The sequence below is a fragment of the Pseudomonas sp. EB271-G4-1 genome, from assembly GCF_058791355.1.
In genome coordinates this window covers 1-19,301 of record NZ_JBYTEO010000079.1, presented here as the reverse complement: position 1 = coordinate 19,301, position 19,301 = coordinate 1, and the positions used below count along the sequence as shown (strand labels likewise).

Genomic DNA, 19,301 nt, shown 5'->3' with positions numbered 1-19,301 from the left:
GTTTAAAGGGAAGTTACTTTAATGTCCATCGAAAGTTCTAACGTGCAATCGCGCGACGCTACAGTGTTGTCCGAAGAAAGAGGCGTATATGGCGCACTGTTTGGCAAGATCAATCTCAGTCCGGTCGAAACCCTGAGTAGTATCGAAGTATTTCAAAATACCGAGGCGCTCTCCGAAGTGTCCGCCGATGAGCGAGTAACGGCGGCTGTCAGTGTATTTCTGAAACTGCTGGGGCAGTCTTCGCAGAAATTCGAACGCCTGGATAAAGTCCTGCTCGATGAACACATTGCAGCCCTGGATACGCAAATCAGCCGGCAACTCGATGCGGTGATGCACCACCCCGATTTCCAGCGGGTCGAGTCAACCTGGCGCGGAGTCAAGTCGCTGGTCGACCAGACCGATTTTCGTCAGAACGTGCGCATTGAATTGCTCGATATCAGTAAGGAGCATCTGGTCCAGGATTTCGACGATGCACCGGAAATTGCGCAAAGCGGCCTGTACATGCATACCTACACCCAGGAGTACGACACTCCCGGCGGGGAGCCCATTGCCGCCGCGATCTCCAACTATGAGTTCGATTGCAGGCCGCAGGATATCGCCCTGCTGCGCAACATTTCCAAAGTCGCGGCCGCCGCGCACATGCCCTTCATTGGCACGGTTGGCCCGGCCTTCTTCGGCAAGCGCTCGATGGAAGAAGTGGCCGCCATCAAGGACATCGGCAACTATTTTGACCGTGCCGAATACCTGAAATGGAAGGCGTTCCGCGACAGTGACGACGCCCGCTACATCGGCCTGGTCATGCCCCGTGTTTTGGGGCGCCTGCCTTATGGGCCGGACACCGTTCCGGTGCGCAGCTTCAACTACGTCGAGAGCGTCAAGGGCCCGGACCACGACAAGTACCTATGGACCAGCGCCTCGTTCGCCTTTGCCGCCAACATGGTCAAGAGCTTCATTGCCAATGGCTGGTGCGTGCAGATCCGCGGGCCGCAGTCGGGCGGCGCAGTCACCGAATTGCCGATCCACCTCTATGACCTGGGCACCGGCAACCAGGTGAAGATTCCTTCGGAAGTCATGATCCCGGAGACTCGCGAATTCGAATTCGCCGACCTCGGTTTCATCCCGCTGTCGTATTACAAGAACCGCGACTACGCGTGCTTCTTCTCCGCCAACTCGACCCAGAAAGCGGCCCTGTACGACACCGCCGATGCGACCGCCAACAGCCGCATAAATTCGCGCCTGCCCTACATTTTTCTGCTGTCGCGCATTGCCCATTACCTCAAGCTGATCCAGCGCGAGAACATCGGCACCACCAAGGACCGGCGCTTGCTGGAGTTGGAGCTGAACAAGTGGATTGGCGGGCTGGTCACCGAGATGACCGACCCGGGCGACGACCTGCAGGCCTCGCACCCGCTGCGTGACGCCAAGGTCACCGTGGAAGACATCGAGGACAACCCGGGCTTCTTCCGCGTCAAGCTGTACGCCGTGCCGCACTTCCAGGTGGAGGGCATGGACGTCAACCTTTCGCTGGTATCGCAGATGCCCAAGCGCAAGGCTGATACCGTTCGCGGGGAATCCAGGTCTTGAAAATCGACCGTCCCGTATGGTCTGCGGGGGCACTGCTGTGCCCCCAGCAGTTCCAGCAACAGGCACGCTGGGAAGCCTGGTCCAACGATCGCCTGGCACATTTGTTTCTGGTCCACCCCTGGGGGGTTCAGGCGGTGGCGTTTGATACGGAGGCCCTGCGCCTGGGCAAGCTCAAGGCCACGCAGTTATGCCTGCGCATGCCTGATGGCACCTTGGTTGATAGCGATCTGGTGGATCGTTTGCCCTGTGCTCTGGAATTGACCCACCTGCTTTCCGGTGAAGTTCAGGACGCTACGGTGCTCTTGGCCTTGCCGCTGGAACAGGCCAATGGCAACAACTGCTTGCTCGATAGCACCAAGGTCGAGCGACCGACGCGCTATCGGCAGGACTGGCGCAATGTGCAGGATTTCTACGATGGCGAGTCGCAACAGATCGGCGTGCTCGAACACGCGCTGAGCCTGCGTTTTGCCCACGACGACAACGCCGATTACCTGACCTGCCCGATCGCGCGCCTGCTGCGGGACGGGCAGGGTGCATGGGGCTTCGACAGCGCTTATGTGCCGCCATTGCTCGAATTCGCGGCTCATCCTGGATTGCTGGCTCAGCTGGATAACCTGCTGACCCAGTTGTCCGCCAAGCGCCAACGGCTGATGGGCATGCGTCGTGAAAGTAACCAGCGCATGGCCGACTTTGCCGTAGCCGATGTATCGCTGTTCTGGCTGCTCAATGCCTTGAACACCTATCAGCCGATTCTGGCGGATCTCAAAACCCATCCGGCACAGCATCCCGAGCTGGTCTATCGGGAACTGGCCAAGTTGGCCGGAGGCCTGCTGACCTTTTCCCTGGAACACGACATCGAGCAGATCCCGCCTTACCGGCATGAGCATCTGGAAAGCGTCTTTCCACCGCTGTTGCGCCTGGTTTCCACCTTGCTGGAGGCCAGCCTGCCTTCGCGTGTCATTGCCCTGGAGCTTGCGGAGGACGGCGCCAATCGCTGGAAGGTCAGCCTCAATGATCCACGTCTGCGCGAGCGTGAAGGTGCCGACTTTTATCTGTCTGTGCGTTGCCGCTTGCCGGCAGCACAGGTGCAGAGCCAGTTTCCGCGCTTGTGCAAGATCGGCACGCCGGATGAAGTCGATCAGCTGATCAACGCCGCGCTCGATGGTGTGCCGTTGCAGCCGCTCAGCCATGTCCCGGCAGCCATTCCACTGAGGCTGGAAAACCAGTATTTCGACCTGGATCTCGACCACGCCAAGGGCCAGGCGGTGCTGGCTGCGGGGGTCTGCGCCTTCTACGTCCCGAGCACGCTGGCCGAGGTCAAACTTGAACTCTTTGCGGTGTTGCGCACATGAACCTGAAAGCCTCAAGAAAACCTACCGCACTGACGGTGGATATCGACGCGTTGCTGCAGGACAGCTACCTGCTGGTGGTGGAACTGCGCCAGGGGGCATCGACGCTCGCTGGCACGGCGCTGTGGGACCTTTGCGTCAAGCAGGTCGAGCATGTTCGCCAGTTGCTCGAGCTGGCAGGCCTGAACCCGCGCAGCATCGATCACATCAGCCATGCCCAGTGCGCCTTGCTCGATGAAACCGTACTCCGTGTCGAAACGCAGGCTCGCGATGCCTGGACGAAAGAGCCCTTGCAAGCGAAGTTCTTCAATCGCCACCAGGCCGGCGAGTTCCTGTATGAAGACATGCGCGAAGTCTTGCGTGATCCTGCGCCTGATCCACTGGTGCTGACAGTGTTCCATCGGGTGTTGATGCTGGGCTTCCAGGGGCGTTACCGCGATGCCGGCGACCCTGTGCGCGAGCAGTTGTTGAGCACCTTCCATGCGCAGGTCGCCCCTTTGGGAATCAGCCGCTCGCTGGCGACAACAGTGAAGATCGGACAGCGACTGCGCATGCGCTTGTGGCCACATTCGCCGCTGGCCCATGGTCTGCTTGTAGGGCTGCTCTTCGTCGGTCTGTGGTGGGGGCTTGACCAACTGTTGGCCAATCTCCTCAACTCGGTTTTGCCTGGTGAGGCCTGAAATGAGGCCAATAACCCTGGCCCAGATGCGCGGTCTCTGGTTGTGGGCGGGCGCGCTGTCATTGACATTGTTGATAGTCGTGCCATTGGCCTGGGGCCTGCGGGCAACAGCTGTTCTGGCCGTCGTCTGCGTCATGGTCGTGGCCTGGAACCGGCTGGGGCGCCGTGCAACGTCAATGAGCGCATCATTGATCCTGGCCGAGAATACATCGTTGCCTCCGGCAGCCTACCGCCAACCAGTGGTGCTGGTCTGTGGCGATGGTCTTGTGGAGTTGTTCGGCGAGACACCCGTGGAACAACTGGCCTTGCGCACGACCCACCAGGGTTGCTATGTGCGGGTACCCGAGCTTGAGCAACTGCCTACGCTCACCGCCGGCCTGATGACACTGCGCCCGGAATGGAGTAGGCAGCTCAGCGTCATGTTCATCGTCAACCCGGCCGAGCAGGACGACAGCGCCGTACTGGCTGCACGGGTGCGTGCTTTGCGTTATCAGCTAGGTATCGTCCGAAAGGGCGACATTGCGCTGCCGCTAATGTTGGCGACTTACTTGCAAGCCCCGACCGCAGAGGCTGTCTGGTTCAGTTGGGAGGACGCAGAGGATAGCCCCAGGGTACGCGAGGCCGGAGCCTGCACCAGCCTGGCCGACTGGCAAAGTCACCCTTCAGACAGTGCAACGCGCGCTGCCCGCATGCACGCCAGCGTAAAGCTGAACAGTGTCGTGGCATGGCTCGATCACACGGTATTGCCTCACTTGTCGCCCCGCGATGCCCGCGATCCTGACGGTCTGCCGAAGGTTTGTGCTGTCACCTTCGTACCGCTGCTCGCGCAATCAGTCACGGGCAACTTATGGCAACAATGGCTGCGCAACAAGGTTGCACTGCTTGACGCCAGGCAAGCTGAGCCAGGGCAGTGCATATCCATGCCTTTCCCCGATCCCTTGCTGGCGCTGCTTCCCATGCAGGCTCAACGCGCTCTCTTGCACCGTGCGAGCGTCATCGCCTGGTGGTTGTTCGCCGTTGCCGGGATAACAGCGTTGGCCAGCTCGGCCTGGCAGAACACCCTGTTGGTCCGCCAGGTCAGTGACGACTTGCGTCGTTACAACGCCCTCCCGGTGACTGGGCAACCTGAACGGCCTGAATACATCCTGCGCGAGCAGGCGCTGACGGTGCTGCGCGAGGATGCCCTGCGCCTGGACAGTTACTACCGACACGGCGCTCCCCTGTCGCTGGGACTCGGCCTTTATCGAGGCGAGCGCTTGCGCATCCGGCTGCAGTCGACGATTGCCGGTCACCGTCATCCTTTGTTGGCGCCAAGACTTGCGGGCAATTCAACGCCGGTGCGCCTGGACAGTCTGTCGCTGTTCAACACGGGCAGCGCCCAGCTCAAAGCCGGCTCGACGAAGATCCTGGTCAACGCCCTGGTCGACATCAAGGCCCAGCCTGGCTGGCTCATCGTGATCAGCGGCCATACCGATGCCACCGGCAGCACCGAACAAAACCTGCAGTTGTCCCGCGCCCGAGCTGCCGCCGTGCACGACTGGATGCAGCACATGGGCGGCATCCCTGGAAGTTGCTTTGCGGTTCAGGGTTTCGGTGCGAGCCAGCCCATCGCCAGCAATGACACCGAGGCCGGGCGAAGCGCTAACCGCCGTGTCGATATTCGTCTTGTGCCGGAGCCGGGAGCCTGCGTGTTCCCTGCTGCGGGATCAGACTTGCAACCCCCTGTCGCCTAACGCGGCATTCATGTTCTTAGAGAAGGAGCTTCACATGGCAATTCCCGTTTACCTGTGGCTGAAAAATGATGGCGATGCGGACATCAAGGGTTCGGTCGATGTGATAGGGCGTCAGGGCAGCATCGAGGTGCTGGCCCAGGATCATGGCTTGACCATTCCCACTGACAACAACACCGGCAAGCTGACAGGCACACGGATCCACACGCCGTTCAGGTTCACCAAGGAAATCGATGCTGCCAGCGTCTACTTGCTCAAGGGCGCGTCCCAAGGACAGACGTTCAAGAGCGCCGAGTTCAAGTGGTATCGCATCGATGACGCGGGCCAAGAGGTCGTTTACTACACCGTTCTGCTTGAAAACGTAAAGGTCGTGAGCGTCGTGACGAAAATGCACGACATCAAGGACCCGACAAAGGAAAAACACAATCACCTGGAGGACGTCCAGTTGCGTTACGAGAAGATCACCTGGAAGTTCGCCGAGGGCAACTTCAGTCACTCCGATGCCTGGGACGAGCGTCAGGGCGCTTAGCCCACTGAGCTCGCAGGTACTCATGCCTGCGGGTTCGATTTTCCGAGTTGAGCGTCCGAACGCGGGCGCTCAGCCAGCCCCATCGAGTTTCGGGCTCGTCGATGACCAACCGCACACTCAAAACAAGGACGTACCCCCATGGTACAGAATGCCTCCCGCTTGCTTCGCCGTCTCAATCCCTACTGTGCCCAGGCGCTGAGCGCGGCGGCGACCCTGTGCCAAAGTCGCGCCCATGGCTACATCAGTATCGAGCACTGGTTGCTTAAATTATTCGAACAGGGCGAGGGCGACCTGACGCTCATTGCCCGTCGCTACGAATGGGATCTGGACGCGCTCTGGCGCGGACTGCTTGAACACCTGGACACACTACAGCGTAGCGTGCACGGCAAGCCGCAGCTGTGTGGCAAATTGCAGCAATTGATCAGGAGCGCCTGGCTGCGCGCATCGCTGGACAGCCAGGAACAGCTGCGCTCGGCCCACTTGCTCGGCGCGTTGCTGGAGTCACCCGAGCTGCTGGCTTGTGACGCAGCCTGGCCACTGTTCAGCATCAGCGAAACCCAACTGCAGCATTTGTTCGTGCTGCTCGATCAACATTCCGAAGAGCGCCCCCAAGTGCAGCAAGAGGCTGCCATTGATCAGGCACCGGTCTCGATTGATGGGCTGGCGACGCCTTCATCCGCTTCCGGCAACCACGATGCCTTGCAGGCCGTGCTGGACAGGTTCACCCAGGACGTCACCGCAAAGGCCCGGGAAGGGCAGATCGATCCGGTGTTCGGCCGTGACGATGAGATCCGCCAGGTCATCGATATCCTCAGTCGTCGGCGCAAGAACAATCCGCTGTTGGTTGGCGAGCCCGGCGTCGGCAAGACCGCACTGGTCGAAGGTTTGGCGCTGCGCATCGTCGAGGGCAACGTTCCGGACAGCCTCAAACCGGTCAGCGTACGCACTCTCGACCTGGGGTTGCTGCAAGCGGGTGCCGGGGTCAAGGGTGAGTTCGAGCAGCGCCTGAAAAACGTCATCGATGCCGTGCAGCAATCGGCAAACCCAGTGCTTTTGTTCATCGATGAAGCCCATACCCTGATCGGCGCCGGCAACCAGGCGGGCGGTGCCGACGCGGCGAACCTGCTCAAGCCCGCACTCGCCCGGGGCGAATTGCGCACTATTGCCGCCACTACCTGGAGCGAATACAAGCAGTACTTTGAGCGCGATGCCGCCCTGGAACGACGCTTCCAGAAGGTCAAGGTCGACGAGCCGGATGACCACGATGCCTGTCTCATGCTGCGTGGCTTGAAGGCGCGTTACGCCAGCCATCATGGCGTGCACATTCAGGATGCGGCGGTACAGGCCGCGGTCGCGCTTTCGCGGCGTTACCTGACCGGTCGACAACTGCCCGACAAGGCCGTCGACCTGCTCGACACCGCCAGTGCCCGGGTGCGCATGAGCCTTGATTGCGAGCCCCAGGCACTGGTCAGACTCAAGGCCGGGCAGGCGGCCCTGGAGCTTGAACGGCAGGCACTGGTAGAGGATGCACAACTCGGCGATTGCAGCGTTGACGAGCGCCTTGACCTGATTGATGCGCAACGGGTCGACCTTCAAGACCAGCGCACTGCGCTGGTGCGCCAGTATCGCGACGAACTCGACCTTACCCGCCAACTGCTTGATGCACGTCAGGCTGACCCCCTGCAGATCTCGCTTTGTACTCGACTGCAACAGCAGCTTGCGAAAGTGCAGGGCAGCCAGCCGTTGCTCTCGCTGGACGTCAACCCACGCAGCGTGGCCGAAGTGATCGCTGACTGGACCGGCGTGCCGCTGGGCAGTCTGCTCAAGGACGAACAGGCCAGCCTGCTTGAACTGGAGCAACAATTGAGTGACCGCGTCGTCGGCCAGGATCACGCTCTCCGCGCCCTGGCCCAGCGCCTGCGCGCGGCCAAGACCGGCCTGACCGAAGAGCAGGCTCCCTTGGGCGTGTTCCTGCTGGTAGGCACCAGCGGCGTCGGCAAGACAGAAACCGCCCTGGCGCTGGCCGACTGTCTGTTCGGTGGCGAACAGTCGCTGATTACCCTGAACCTCTCCGAGTACCAGGAGGCCCATACCGTCAGCCAACTCAAGGGCTCGCCACCGGGTTATGTAGGTTACGGCCAAGGTGGCGTACTCACCGAAGCGGTACGCCGGCGCCCCTACAGCGTGGTATTGCTCGACGAAGTGGAGAAAGCTCACCGCGACGTGCTCAACCTGTTCTACCAGGTCTTCGATCGCGGTTTCATGCGTGATGGTGAAGGGCGCGAAATCGACTTTCGCAACACCGTCATCCTCATGACTTCCAACCTTGGCAGCGATGAACTGCAAGCCTGCGTGCAGCAATATCCTGAAGCACCTGACAGCACCCTGCAGGAGTTGCTGCGGCCACTGTTGCGCGAGCACTTCCAGCCGGCATTGCTCGCGCGCTTCCAGACCCTGATCTACCGCCCTCTGCAAGTCGAAGCATTGGAACGCATCGTCGCGCAAAAACTTGCCAAGGTCGCCAAACGCCTGCAACGCCACTACGGCCTCAGCTGCCAGATCGAAAACGCGCTCAACCAAGCCCTGGTCGCCGCCTGCCTGCTGCCCGATACCGGTGCGCGCAACATCGACAGCTTGCTCAATCAGCAGATTTTGCCGGTGCTTAGCCAGCAGCTTTTGCAGCGGCAGGCAGCCCATCAGCAAACCCGGGGAGTGACTATGGGTTACAGCGACGACGAAGGCATCACGCTGCGGTTTATCGATTCCCAGGAAGCGATGCCAAGCGTCGCCAAGGAGGCCTGACCATGAGCACCCAAACGCGCATCTTCTTCAATCACACCCGCCACAAGTTCGCGATCCGCTGGTTCGACGCCGCGTTCGATGTCCTCGCCTTCGAAGGCGAAGAACACCTCAGCCAACCCTTCACTTACCGTGTGGAATTCACCTGCAGCGAGCAAGACCTCAGCGCCGAGAAGATGCTCAACAAGGACGCCAGTTTCAGCCTCTATCCGCCGCCGGCAAAGCCACCTTACCCTGGCCTGCCAGTGCCCGAGGTCAAGCCGTTGCGCAGCCTGTATGGGATGGTCAATAGCTTCCAGCGCCTGTCCGCCTCCCGCGACGAAGCGCGCTATGAAATCACCCTGCAACCGCGCCTTGCCCTGCTCGATCGTGGCCGTCAGTACCGCCTGTACCAGCAGCAGTCGGTGCCGGAGATCGTCGAGCACATCCTGCGCAGCCGCCACGATTTCCTCGGCCAGCACTTCTTGTTCCAATTGGTGCGCGAATACCCCCGGCGCGAGCAGGTCATGCAGTACGGCGAAAGCGACCTGGCGTTCATCGAGCGGCTGCTGGCCGAGGTCGGCATCTGGTACCGCTTCAGCCACGACGACCGCCTGCGGATCGACGTTGTCGAGTTCCACGACGACCAGCGCCACTACCAGTTTGGCGTGAAATTGCCACTGCGTGCACCCGCCGGTTTCGCCAGCGGTGAGGACGGCGTGTGGGGTTTGCAGACCCGCCACCAGGTGGTGGAAAAATCCATCAACTTTCGCGCCTATCACCCCCTTGATGCCCGCGCCTTTCTCGATGGCGAGGTCGACCAGACCCGTGGCACCACGACCAGCACCTACGGCGAGGCCTACCACTACGCCGAACCCTATCGCGTGCTCGGTGACAAACTGGACCAGGACGAAGACCTGCTAAGCGAAAGCGGCTTTTTCTACGCGCGCCTGCGCCACGAGCGCTACCTCAACAGCCAGACCCATCTCAGCGGCGCCAGCAGCAGCGCCACCCTGGCGCCAGGCCAGGTGCTGAAAATCGCCGGCGCGCCCCAGGCCTTTGCCCCTGGCGCGGTGATCACCGGCCTGCGCACTCGTGCCGCCCGCGACCGCAACATCGAAGTGCATTTCGAAGCCATTCCCTACGCCGAGATGGTCTGCTTCCGCCCAAAGGTCCCGCCCAAACCGATCATCGCCGGCACCCTGCCAGCCCGGCTGAGCAGCCCCGAGCGCAACGACCGCTACGCCGAAATCGATCTCGAAGGCCGCTACCGCGTGCGCTTCCTGTTCGACCGCGACACCTGGAAACCCGGCCAGGAAAGCACCTGGCTGCGCCTGGCCCGGCCTTACGGCGGCGACACCCACGGCCTGCACCTGCCAATGCTCGCCGGCACCGAAGTGGCGGTGGCTTTCGAACAGGGCGACCCGGACCGCCCCTACATCGCCCACGCCCTGCACGACAGCGAACACCCGGACCACGTGACCCTGCGCAGGCGCGACCACACCCGCAATGTGCTGCGTACACCGGCGAATAACAAGCTGCGCATGGAAGACCTGCGGGGGCAGGAGCACGTCAAGCTCAGCACCGAATATGGCGGCAAGAGCCAGCTGAACCTGGGGCATCTGGTGGATGCGAAGAAGCAGAAGCGCGGGGAAGGGTTTGAGCTGAGGACGGATGGCCATGGCGCCATCCGTGGCGGTAAGGGTGTGTTCATCAGTGCCGATGAGCAACCGAACGCCCAGGGTCAGGTACTGGACATGCAAGCCGCGCTGGGCCGCTTGCAACAGGCCGTCGAGCAGTTGCAAGGCCTGTCCAGCGAAGCGCAGGCAGCCCTCGCCGAACCCGCCGATGTGCAGGCGCAACTGTCAATGCAGCGCGAGCAAATCGAAGCACTCCAGGCCCAGGTGATCCTGCTCAGCGCGCCCCAAGGCATCGCCTTGACCAGTGGCCAACACCTGCAGCTGGCCGCGCAGGACAACTTGATGCTCAACGCCGGCGGCGACGCCAACCTCAGTGTGGTCAAGCGTCTGTTCTTCGGCATCGGCCAGGGTCTGAGCGTATTCGTGCGCAAGCTGGGGATCAAACTGATCGCCAATCAGGGCCCGGTCTCCGTGCAGGCGCAGAACGACCAACTCGAGCTGCTGGCCCGCCACGAACTGTCGATTACCAGCACCGAAGACGAAGTCCGCATCACGGCAAAAAAGAAAATCACCCTCAATGGCGGCGGAAGCTACTACATCCTCGATGCGAGCGGCATCGAATCGGGGACGGCCGGGGACCACAAGGCCAAGGCGGCGCGTCACGAGTTCAACCTGCCCGCCAGCGAAGCCATTCCTTTGCCTGAACTGCCCGGCTCAGTGTGCAAGGACTGCCTGAAAAGAGCCCGGGCCGCTGCCCAGGGCTTTGTACTCAGGGAGACGCGAGCATGACGTTCACTCAACGCGGTACCTGGATCGATTTGCTGGAGGCCTCCTGCGTGAAGGCGTCTATCACCTGCCTGGACATCATCATCGACCAGGCAGGCAGCAATGCCCCACTGCTTCCAAGTGTAGTCAGTGTGCAGCCATCACTGACTTGGTACTCGTTGTTCACCGGGCTGCCGGAAGCCGGTGCCGAAGAACTGGCGCCGTTGCTGGTGCGCGTTGACCTGGCGCAGCCGCTGCAGCGGCAATGGCTCAAGGGCTTGATGCATGAGTTGCAAGGTCGCTCACAACTACTGGCGCTGGCTTCCCACTGGCCTTTCCAGGCCTTGGCCGAGCACCTGGGGCGCTGCCTTGAGGCACGCAATGGCGGCTATCCAGGGTTGCTGCGCTATTACGATCCGCGTCTGTTCCCGTTGCTGTTCAGCCATGTGTTGCAAGCTGATCAGCAACAGCCGTGGCTGCGTCCCGCGGTGTTCTGGAGCTGGCTCGATCGCGATGGCATTCCCCAGCACTTTCCAGGGGCTCCCGATACGCCCGAAAGCGTCGCAATGTTGAGTCCCATCGAGCTCAGCGACAGTCAGGTAGACACCCTCGGTTGTGCCAGTGATGCCACGTTGGCCATGAACAACCTGCGTCATGCACTGCCTGGCGAGCGGAGCGCCGAACAGCACTTTCAAGCCTGCTACGGCGCCATGCTCGAAGCCACCCTGGCTGGATTGCTGCTGATGCCCGAACGCGAAGCTTTCACCCTCGACAAGTTGCGCATCGCCTGAGTGCCTCGCCCCCGCAAAGACAGGAGTCGAATTTCATGCCTACACCCGCAGTGAACAACGTCATCGTTGCCATGTTCATCGATCTGACTGCCTCCGTATTCGCGCAGAACATCCAGGCCGGCACCCTTGAGGCCATCAACCACACCCACTGGGCCATCAATCATTTCAGTGTCGATGGTCGTTCGGGGATTGACATTATCGGACCTTACCAAGGGGGCGGGGGCGGGTGCTGTTATGTCGCGCCGGCACGTTGGCAAGCGGGGATGACTGTACGTGTTGATTGGGAGACGGGCGCTGGAAGCTCTGCGGGTTACCCCGGCACTGGTGATTGGCTGAAGTATTTAGCCTGGATCGACAAAATCGATGCGCAAAAACGCCAACACAGCAAAGTCGTTCCTGTCCCTGACTACACCGACCAAAAAGTCTGCGGCCTCACCGTGCACTTCCTGCCCTGCGATGAACTGCAAGTCACCACCTCGTGCTACGCCTACGGCAGCCCCGAATACCCGATCAAGACCCCACTGCAACAGCCGGAGCCCCAGTCATGTCCGAAGTGAAACACGCTTCTATGTGGTACCCGCCAGCGTTTCCGGTTGAGGGCCGTTTGCCTCGCAGCGCTGCGCAGGTCTATCAAAATAATCAGCGCCAGTGTCAGCTGGAGTCGCAGTATCACGATGCCCTTTGCGTGGCGGCCGGGCGCCGGCTTATGCCGCCGTGCTGCAAGACATTGCACATCAGCCTGTTTTTCGACGGCACCGGCAATAACCTCAACAACGACCTCTACCTGTCGAATCCCCGGCACCCGACCAATATCGCCCGGATGTTCCGCGCCAGCATTGGCGACGGTCATGCCGGCGGCACCGCCCACAGCACCGAGGCCAAGGGTTTGACTGATGCGGCGGGTACCGGCAACGGCCAGTACTTCAAGTACTACATGCCCGGTGTGGGCACGCCGTTCACTGAAGTCGGCGACCTGGACTACAGCATTCTGGGGCTGGGGGGGGCCTGGTATGGCGAGGAGCGGATCAACTGGGGGCTGTTGATGATCCTCGATGCCCTGCGCCGCACGCTAGGATTGCCAAGGCTGGACAACACGGCCCTGCTCGCCGCGGTGAAGGCCATGGGTACGGCGCCCGGACTGGAATGGGCAACTGGCTTCGCCGCGCGCAGCCGTGAGTTTCGCAAACAGTTTGAGGCCCTGGAAAAGCCCTTGCGCATTGCTCTGACCCAGCCGCAACCCGGTCAGGTCAAACTGTTGGGGATCAAGCTGTACGTGTATGGGTTTTCCCGTGGCGCGGCGGCGGCGCGGGCCTTTGTCAGTTGGCTGAACCAGCTGTTGACCCTGACTGAGCCGGCGCTGGCCTTGCCATTGTCTGACCTGCGGTTGCCCGTCAGCGTCGAGTACCTGGGACTGCTGGACACCGTGGCCTCGGTCGGTCTGGCCGACATCGTCCCAGGGGCCAACGGCCATATGAGTTGGGCCGATGGCAACCAGGAACTGCCCGCCAGCAGTCTGGTCAAGCGTTGCCTGCATATCGTTGCCAGTTACGAGCAACGGTTGAGTTTTCCGTTGGAATCTCTTCGCCGGGAGAAGGGTGGTTACCCGGTAAATAGCCTGGAGGTGATTTACCCGGGCGTGCACTCGGATCAGGGAGGGGGATATCCGCCGGGTGAACAGGGTAAGGCTGTCAGTACGGACCCTCGGGTTGGAGACAGTCTATTGCTGTCGCAGATTGCCTTGAACGATCTGTATGCCGATGCCTTTGCCAATGGCGCACCTTTGAAAGTGCCAGAAGAAGTTTTGCCAGAGGCGGTTAACCGAGACCGCTGGCGGGCGATGGAGCCCGAACTGTTACGAGAGTTTATCGCGGCGCCAACATTGGTAAACCGTTTCAATGCCTGGCGCGAAGTCACTCTTGGTCTACCCACCGATCTTCAACCGCTGCCCGCTGAACAGGTTGACCATTACCAGCCAACTCCCGCCACCACTTACCTGGAACAGGTCCTGCGCAATCAGATGAGCTGGATCACCGCCTGGCGCATCGACCGCTATGCCTTCGCCAGCCTCAAGCACACCCCATTCTATCTTCAGGCGAGCGACCTTGAAGCCGAAAAAGGGGTCAAAGCGCGCGCCGAAGAAAAGCGCGACCAGAAGCAGGCAGAGGTCGTAAAACGCCGCAAGCAGCAGCGGGCTCGTGAGTTTCTCAGCCGCGAACCGAACATGCCGCTGGAGCCTGGGGTCAAGGATTTCGATGCCGACATGGCGCGAACCCAGTTGCGCGAAGCGGCCGAAGAATTTGCCGCGCATTATCGCGCCCTCAGCCTTACGGATCCTTTGGTGATGCGGGCCGCACTAATGATGCCCATTCCCGGTTTGATTGCTCATCAGGTCTCCACCCGGGTGCGGCTCGAGCGTCAGCGAATGAAAGCCGAGGGACAGGCGCGTGTGGGTCAGCTATTCCCGCCGCCGTTGCGCGAAATCAATCATCAAAATGAAACCCGGCGCGGCAATGTCGACGAAAGCCGCAACGCCACGCAACCTGAAGGGCTATTGCGCGCACTGTTCGACGATCAGGTCCACGACTCACGCGCCTGGTTCTTGTACACACGGGGACGTGAGTGGTTCGGCAGCTATTTCGGCGAACGCATGGTGTTTTTCGGCGAGGCCGGCCGTCGCGACCTGGCGTTGTATGGCGAGAACGGTGAAGTGCTGGCGCACACCAACCCGAATGCCGGGCCTGCCGGCACCGCGCAACCCGTGGTGCTGGACGCCGAGCACCTGGCCCAGGCCATGCAAGACATCGATGCGTTGTGGGAAGCGTTCTATGCCCAGGCTGGTGAGGTGAAAAATGCATCGGCCTGAACCTTTTTTTCGAGGCGTAGCACAGGACCGCAGGCCCGAGTTCAAAGCCTGCCCATGGCGCGAACGGGCCGTTGTCGTCGCCATTCTGGTTGGCAGCCTACTTGTTCAAGGCGCTCAGGCCAGCACTCTCGAAGCCATCAATCACACTCACTGGGCAATCAACCATTTCAGTGTCGATGGCCGCTCCGGCATCGACATCATCGGTCCTTATCAAGGTGGAGGGGGCGGCTGTTGCTTCATTGCGCCGGCACGCTGGCAACCGGGGATGACAGTGCGTGTTGATTGGGAGACTGGAGAAGGAAGTTCAGCAGGTTTCCCCGGCTTTGCTGATAGGGACAAATATTACGCCTGGCTCGACAGAATTGACTCACAAAAACGCCAACACAGCAAAGTCGTCCCTGTCCCTGACTACACCGGCCAAAAAGTCTGCGGCCTCACCGTGCACTTCCTGCCCTGCGAAGAACTGCAAGTCACCACCTCCTGCTACGCCTACGGCAGCCCCGAATACCCGATCAAGACCCCGTTGCATTTACCGGAGCCACAGTCATGTCCGAAGTGAAATACGCTTCGCTTTGGTACCTGCCAGCGTTTCCGGTCGAGGTCCTCGTGGTGTTGGACGCTGAGCACCTGGCCCAGGCCATGCAAGACATCGATGCGCTGTGGGAAGCGTTTTATGCCCAGGCTGGTGAGGTGAAAAATGCATCGGCCTGAACCTTTCTTTCGAGGCGTGGCACAGGCCCCCAGGCGCGAACTCAAAGCCAGCCCATGGCGCGAAGGGGCCGTTGTCGTCGGCATTCTGGTTGGCAGCCTGCTTGTACAAGACGCACTGGCCGGCACTCTCCAAGCCATCAATCACACTCACTTGGCAATCAACCATTTCAGTGTCGATGGCCGTTCGGGCATCGACATTATCGGACCTTACCAAGGGGGCGGGGGCGGGTGCTGTTATGTCGCGCCGGCACGTTGGCAACAGGGGATGACGGTGCGTGTGGATTGGGAGACTGGGGTGGCTTATCCCGATGGATTTCCCGGCTTTGCGGATGAGGTCAAATACGAGGCCTGGGCGGAGCAAATCAGAGCTCAAAAACGCCAGCACAGCAAAGTCGTACCAGTCCCTGACTATACCGACCAAAAAGTCTGCGGTCTCACCGTCCATTTTTTGCCCTGCAATGAGCTGCAGGTCAGCACCTCCTGCTACGCATATGGCAGCCCTGAATACCCGATCAAGACCCCACTGCAATTGCCGGAGCCCCAGTCATGTCCGAAGTGAAACACGCTTCGCTTTGGTACCTGCCAGCGTTTCCGGTCGAGGTCCTCGTGGTGCTGGACGCTGAGCACCTCGCCCAGGCCATGCAAGACATCGATACGTTATGGAAAGCGTTTTATGCCCAGGCTGATGAGGTGAAAAATGCATCGGTCTGAACTTGTTTTTCGAGGCGTGGTACACGCCAGCAAACCAGAACTCAAGCCCAGCCCATACCGCGAACTGGCCGTCGTCCTTGGCGCTTTGATCGGCAGCCTGTTTGCACAATATGCTCAGGCCAGCACCCTTGAGGCCATCAACCACACCCATTGGGCGATCAATCACTTCCGAGTCGATGGTCGTTCGGGCCTCGACATCATCGGGCCTTATCAGGGTGGCGGCGGAGGCTGTTGCTATATCGCGCCAGCTCGTTGGCGACCGGGTATGACAGTGCGTGTGGATTGGGAAACGGGTGTAGCTTACTCCTTTGACTCTCCAGGCCTCGCCGATGAGGCCAAATACGATGCCTGGCTCGACAAAATCGACGCGCAAAAACGCCAACACAGCAAAGTCGTACCAGTCCCTGACTACACCGGCCAAAAAGTCTGCGGCCTCACCGTGCACTTCCTGCCCTGCGATGAACTGCAAGTCACCACCTCGTGCTACGCCTACGGCAGCCCCGAATACCCGATCAAGACCCCGTTGCATTTACCGGAGCCACAGTCATGTCCGAAGTGAAATACGCCGAAGGGCGAATGGGCTGCACTGCAGCCAGCCAGTCAAGAGAACCCTGCACTAAACAAGGATCGCCGCTGCTGCGTCAGTTGCAGTGCGCCGACACGTGGGTGGCCTCATGAAAGTGGCTCCCGAGTATGCCCCCTATCCCCAGGCGCAACCCCCCAACTACAAGCGATGGCTGGTTAACGGCGCAGCACTGTTGGGTTTGGTGTTTGTTGGCGCCGATCTGTTGGAGTCGGTCAAACATGGAAGTAGTTACTGGAATATTTTGCGATTATTGCTGGACGTTTTCACCGTCTGGGGTGTGATGATTGGCGTGGCAGTGTTGTGGTTGCTGGCACTGCTGTTGCGCGTGTTGTACTACCGTTTCAACTGGCATATCGCGCGATATCATGCCAATGCAGCCACGCGGGTTCAGCACACCTGGTGGACCCACCATCGCCAGAAGGTCGGGTTGATCGAATCGGTGCTGTTGGGCGCCGCCTGCAGTTCCCCCGAACACCGTCAAAGCCTGTTCAGTCCTGAGCATCAACCCCCAGTGCCAGAGGAGACGCCCGAGGGCCCGGCGATTCGACTGCTCCAGGTACTTGGACGCGATGTCGCCGAGCGCGAACGGCATCTGGCGACGTTGCTGGCCCTGCAATGGAACGAGCAGCGTACGGAACCCGACGTGGTGCAGCCAGTGTGTTGTTACTGGCAAGGTTCACTGGACGCCTGGCAAGCCTTTGTCGAACAGATGAGGCAGTGCTGTCCGCAAATCCAGTTGCCCGAACAACCCGAGCCTTGGCAAGGCATGCAGAGCCTTGACGCGATCATTGATCGGCTGCACGGGGCACCCTGGGATCTCCGCATTCTTTGTGCCGGTTGCCACTCTTCGCCGCCCGAGGCACAGAGTCACATGCCCGCGGGCGAGGCTGCCGTGTTGTGGTGGCTCGGTCCGCGAGGTCGGGTGCGCTTGTCTCGCGGGGAATGGTTCGCGGCTGATGCCGAGAGCTTGGCGTCGGTAGCCGAGCGAGTGTCGCAACAAAGCGAGCTGAAGTCTTCCGCGCCGGTATGCGTGTCGTTCTCTCAACCCGACATGCCGCCGCTGTCTGTCCTGGATTGGAACACCCGCCAACACCTGCAAGACGCCAACTTTGGCGCGCTGCAAAACCTTGAGGCAATGATCGTGCAGACCCTGGCTGCCTGGTATGCCGAGCAGCATGGCGTGCCGTGTGCCTGGTTGGCGAATGACCCTCAACACACCCTGGCCCTGGGCATTGTGGAATCCGATCATGCAGATAGTTGAAGCTCCAAGAATATCTTCCTGGCCGACGGCGCTGTTGCTGGCGCTGATCGTGGCTGTAGTGGTCACGGTGGGTGGCGTGGCCTGGTGGATTTGGACAGGGCGCGGCCCGGTCAGCCAAGCCATGTGGGTGGATCTGCTGCTCAAAGGACTGATGTGCTGGGCACTGCTTTTTAGCCTGGCAGTCTCGATCTGGTTGGTCCTGAAGAAAGGGATTCACAAGCTGGTGATGGGCAGTCAGCCTCTGCTGCCCTTGCCGAATACCGAGACTAGTCCACCAGACGAGTGCGCAAAGGCACTCGCAGAATTGCGCAAGCACTATGGCCCTTTCTGGCGCTTCAAAGTCCGCCTGCTCCTGGTCGTCGGCGAACCCGAGCAGATCGAAGCCATCGCCCCCGGACTGACCACCCGACAGTTCCTGCATGGGCAGGACACCGTGCTGCTCCATGGTGGCAGCGTACAGTCGCCAACCCTGTTCAGCCAATGGCAGGGCTTGAGCCGCTGGCGCGCCCTCGATGGCGTGGTCTGGGCGTTGAATAAGCCACAATCCACCGACGCCGCAACACTGGGCGACAGCCTGCGGCGCCTGCGCGATCTGGCCCGGACCCTGCATTGGCAGTTGCCGTTGCACCTGTGGCAGGTCTGCGACACTGTTTGGGAGCAGCGCACACGTCAGACGCAGGCGGTGGGTTGTGCGTTGCCCGCCGACTTCACTGCGGTGGAGCTGGAGAGTCGCCTGAATCAATTGGTCGAGCCCTTGCGCCAGGAGGGCTTGGAACAGATGCGCGGGCAGATACCGCATGACTTTTTGCTGCGCCTGTCCCGCGATTTGCAGGTCGAAGGCATTCCCCGCTGGCGTCAGGCGCTGGCACCGTTGCTCGGCGAGTTGGCCGGGAGCGTGCCGGTGCGCGGGTTGTGGTTCAGCCTGCCGTTACCGGAAGTGTCGCCGGATCCCAATAACCGCAGTCACTTCTGGTCGATATCACCGGTCTGGCACGGCGTGCTCGGCGATAAAAAACCGCGCCCGCGTCGCCTCGGCTGGCCCGCGACCCGCATCGCGCAAACCCTGATGCTCGCCCTGACTCTGGCATGGGGCGCCGGCCTGCTGCTGTCCTTCGCCAGCAACCGCGTACACATCGCCCAGGTGCAAACCTCCCTGGCGACCTTGCAACACTCATCCACCCGTGACGAACAATTCCTCGCCCTCAACGAGCTGATCCGCGAGCTCGGCCGCCTGGATTACCGCGCCACCCACGGCACGCCCTGGTACCAGCGCTTCGGCCTGAACAAGAACACAGAACTCCTGCAACTGCTCTGGCCCGCCTAC

16 protein-coding genes and 1 pseudogene are annotated in these 19,301 nt (G+C 60.9%); all 17 read left to right on the top strand.

Features of this window, described 5'->3' with window-relative positions; all coding sequences use genetic code 11:
• The first annotated feature begins 21 nt into the window (after window positions 1-21).
• A complete protein-coding gene (tssC, locus tag AC3WWR_RS27135) occupies window positions 22-1,584 on the top strand; it encodes a type VI secretion system contractile sheath large subunit (protein WP_020798299.1) in 1,563 nt (520 codons plus the stop codon).
• Complete coding sequence (tssK, locus tag AC3WWR_RS27130; RefSeq protein ID WP_432668267.1) at window positions 1,581-2,936, top strand: type VI secretion system baseplate subunit TssK; 1,356 nt, start codon at window positions 1,581-1,583, stop codon at window positions 2,934-2,936. Before tssC ends, tssK begins: the two co-directional genes overlap by 4 nt.
• Window positions 2,933-3,613: a type VI secretion system protein TssL, short form gene (tssL, locus tag AC3WWR_RS27125; RefSeq protein WP_020798297.1), complete on the top strand. Its 681-nt coding sequence runs from the start codon at window positions 2,933-2,935 to the stop codon at window positions 3,611-3,613. Before tssK ends, tssL begins: the two co-directional genes overlap by 4 nt.
• 1 nt (window position 3,614) lies before the next feature.
• Window positions 3,615-5,345, top strand: a complete 1,731-nt coding sequence (locus AC3WWR_RS27120; protein WP_020798296.1) for an OmpA family protein — start codon at window positions 3,615-3,617, stop codon at window positions 5,343-5,345.
• Window positions 5,346-5,379: 34 nt separating this feature from the next.
• Window positions 5,380-5,871, top strand: a complete 492-nt coding sequence (locus AC3WWR_RS27115; RefSeq protein WP_020798295.1) for an Hcp family type VI secretion system effector — start codon at window positions 5,380-5,382, stop codon at window positions 5,869-5,871.
• Window positions 5,872-6,009: 138 nt separating this feature from the next.
• Window positions 6,010-8,673 carry a type VI secretion system ATPase TssH gene (gene tssH / locus AC3WWR_RS27110; protein ID WP_454866074.1) on the top strand — a complete coding sequence of 888 codons (2,664 nt, stop codon included), beginning with the start codon at window positions 6,010-6,012 and terminating at the stop codon, window positions 8,671-8,673.
• A gap of 2 nt (window positions 8,674-8,675) precedes the next feature.
• Window positions 8,676-11,078 (top strand): type VI secretion system Vgr family protein, encoded by a 2,403-nt coding sequence (locus AC3WWR_RS27105; protein ID WP_454866073.1) that lies wholly within the window; start codon window positions 8,676-8,678, stop codon window positions 11,076-11,078.
• Window positions 11,075-11,845 (top strand): toxin Tle1 chaperone Tla1, encoded by a 771-nt coding sequence (tla1, locus tag AC3WWR_RS27100; RefSeq protein WP_432668265.1) that lies wholly within the window; start codon window positions 11,075-11,077, stop codon window positions 11,843-11,845. Before AC3WWR_RS27105 ends, tla1 begins: the two co-directional genes overlap by 4 nt.
• Window positions 11,846-11,916: 71 nt before the next feature.
• The gene (gene tli1a / locus AC3WWR_RS27095; protein ID WP_454866403.1) at window positions 11,917-12,402 is read left to right on the top strand and encodes a Tli1a family immunity protein; all 486 of its coding nucleotides are present in this window, start codon (window positions 11,917-11,919) and stop codon (window positions 12,400-12,402) included.
• Window positions 12,390-14,708, top strand: a complete 2,319-nt coding sequence (locus AC3WWR_RS27090) for a T6SS phospholipase effector Tle1-like catalytic domain-containing protein (protein ID WP_454866072.1) — start codon at window positions 12,390-12,392, stop codon at window positions 14,706-14,708. Before tli1a (AC3WWR_RS27095) ends, AC3WWR_RS27090 begins: the two co-directional genes overlap by 13 nt.
• A complete protein-coding gene (gene tli1a / locus AC3WWR_RS27085) occupies window positions 14,695-15,267 on the top strand; it encodes a Tli1a family immunity protein (RefSeq protein WP_454866071.1) in 573 nt (190 codons plus the stop codon). The genes AC3WWR_RS27090 and tli1a (AC3WWR_RS27085) overlap by 14 nt, the downstream gene beginning before the upstream one ends.
• Window positions 15,255-15,419 carry a hypothetical protein gene (locus AC3WWR_RS27080; RefSeq protein WP_454866070.1) on the top strand — a complete coding sequence of 55 codons (165 nt, stop codon included), beginning with the start codon at window positions 15,255-15,257 and terminating at the stop codon, window positions 15,417-15,419. The genes tli1a (AC3WWR_RS27085) and AC3WWR_RS27080 overlap by 13 nt, the downstream gene beginning before the upstream one ends.
• Window positions 15,406-15,978, top strand: coding sequence for a Tli1a family immunity protein (gene tli1a / locus AC3WWR_RS27075; RefSeq protein WP_454866069.1), 573 nt, complete (start codon window positions 15,406-15,408; stop codon window positions 15,976-15,978). The genes AC3WWR_RS27080 and tli1a (AC3WWR_RS27075) overlap by 14 nt, the downstream gene beginning before the upstream one ends.
• A complete protein-coding gene (locus AC3WWR_RS27070; RefSeq protein ID WP_020801239.1) occupies window positions 15,966-16,130 on the top strand; it encodes a hypothetical protein in 165 nt (54 codons plus the stop codon). The genes tli1a (AC3WWR_RS27075) and AC3WWR_RS27070 overlap by 13 nt, the downstream gene beginning before the upstream one ends.
• Window positions 16,117-16,689: a Tli1a family immunity protein gene (gene tli1a, locus AC3WWR_RS27065; RefSeq protein ID WP_454866068.1), complete on the top strand. Its 573-nt coding sequence runs from the start codon at window positions 16,117-16,119 to the stop codon at window positions 16,687-16,689. The genes AC3WWR_RS27070 and tli1a (AC3WWR_RS27065) overlap by 14 nt, the downstream gene beginning before the upstream one ends.
• A gap of 115 nt (window positions 16,690-16,804) precedes the next feature.
• Window positions 16,805-17,977: a hypothetical protein gene (locus AC3WWR_RS27060; protein WP_454866067.1), complete on the top strand. Its 1,173-nt coding sequence runs from the start codon at window positions 16,805-16,807 to the stop codon at window positions 17,975-17,977.
• Window positions 17,964-19,301: pseudogene (locus tag AC3WWR_RS27055) on the top strand (ImcF-related family protein); the annotation flags it as partial. The gene AC3WWR_RS27060 and the pseudogene AC3WWR_RS27055, both read left to right, overlap by 14 nt.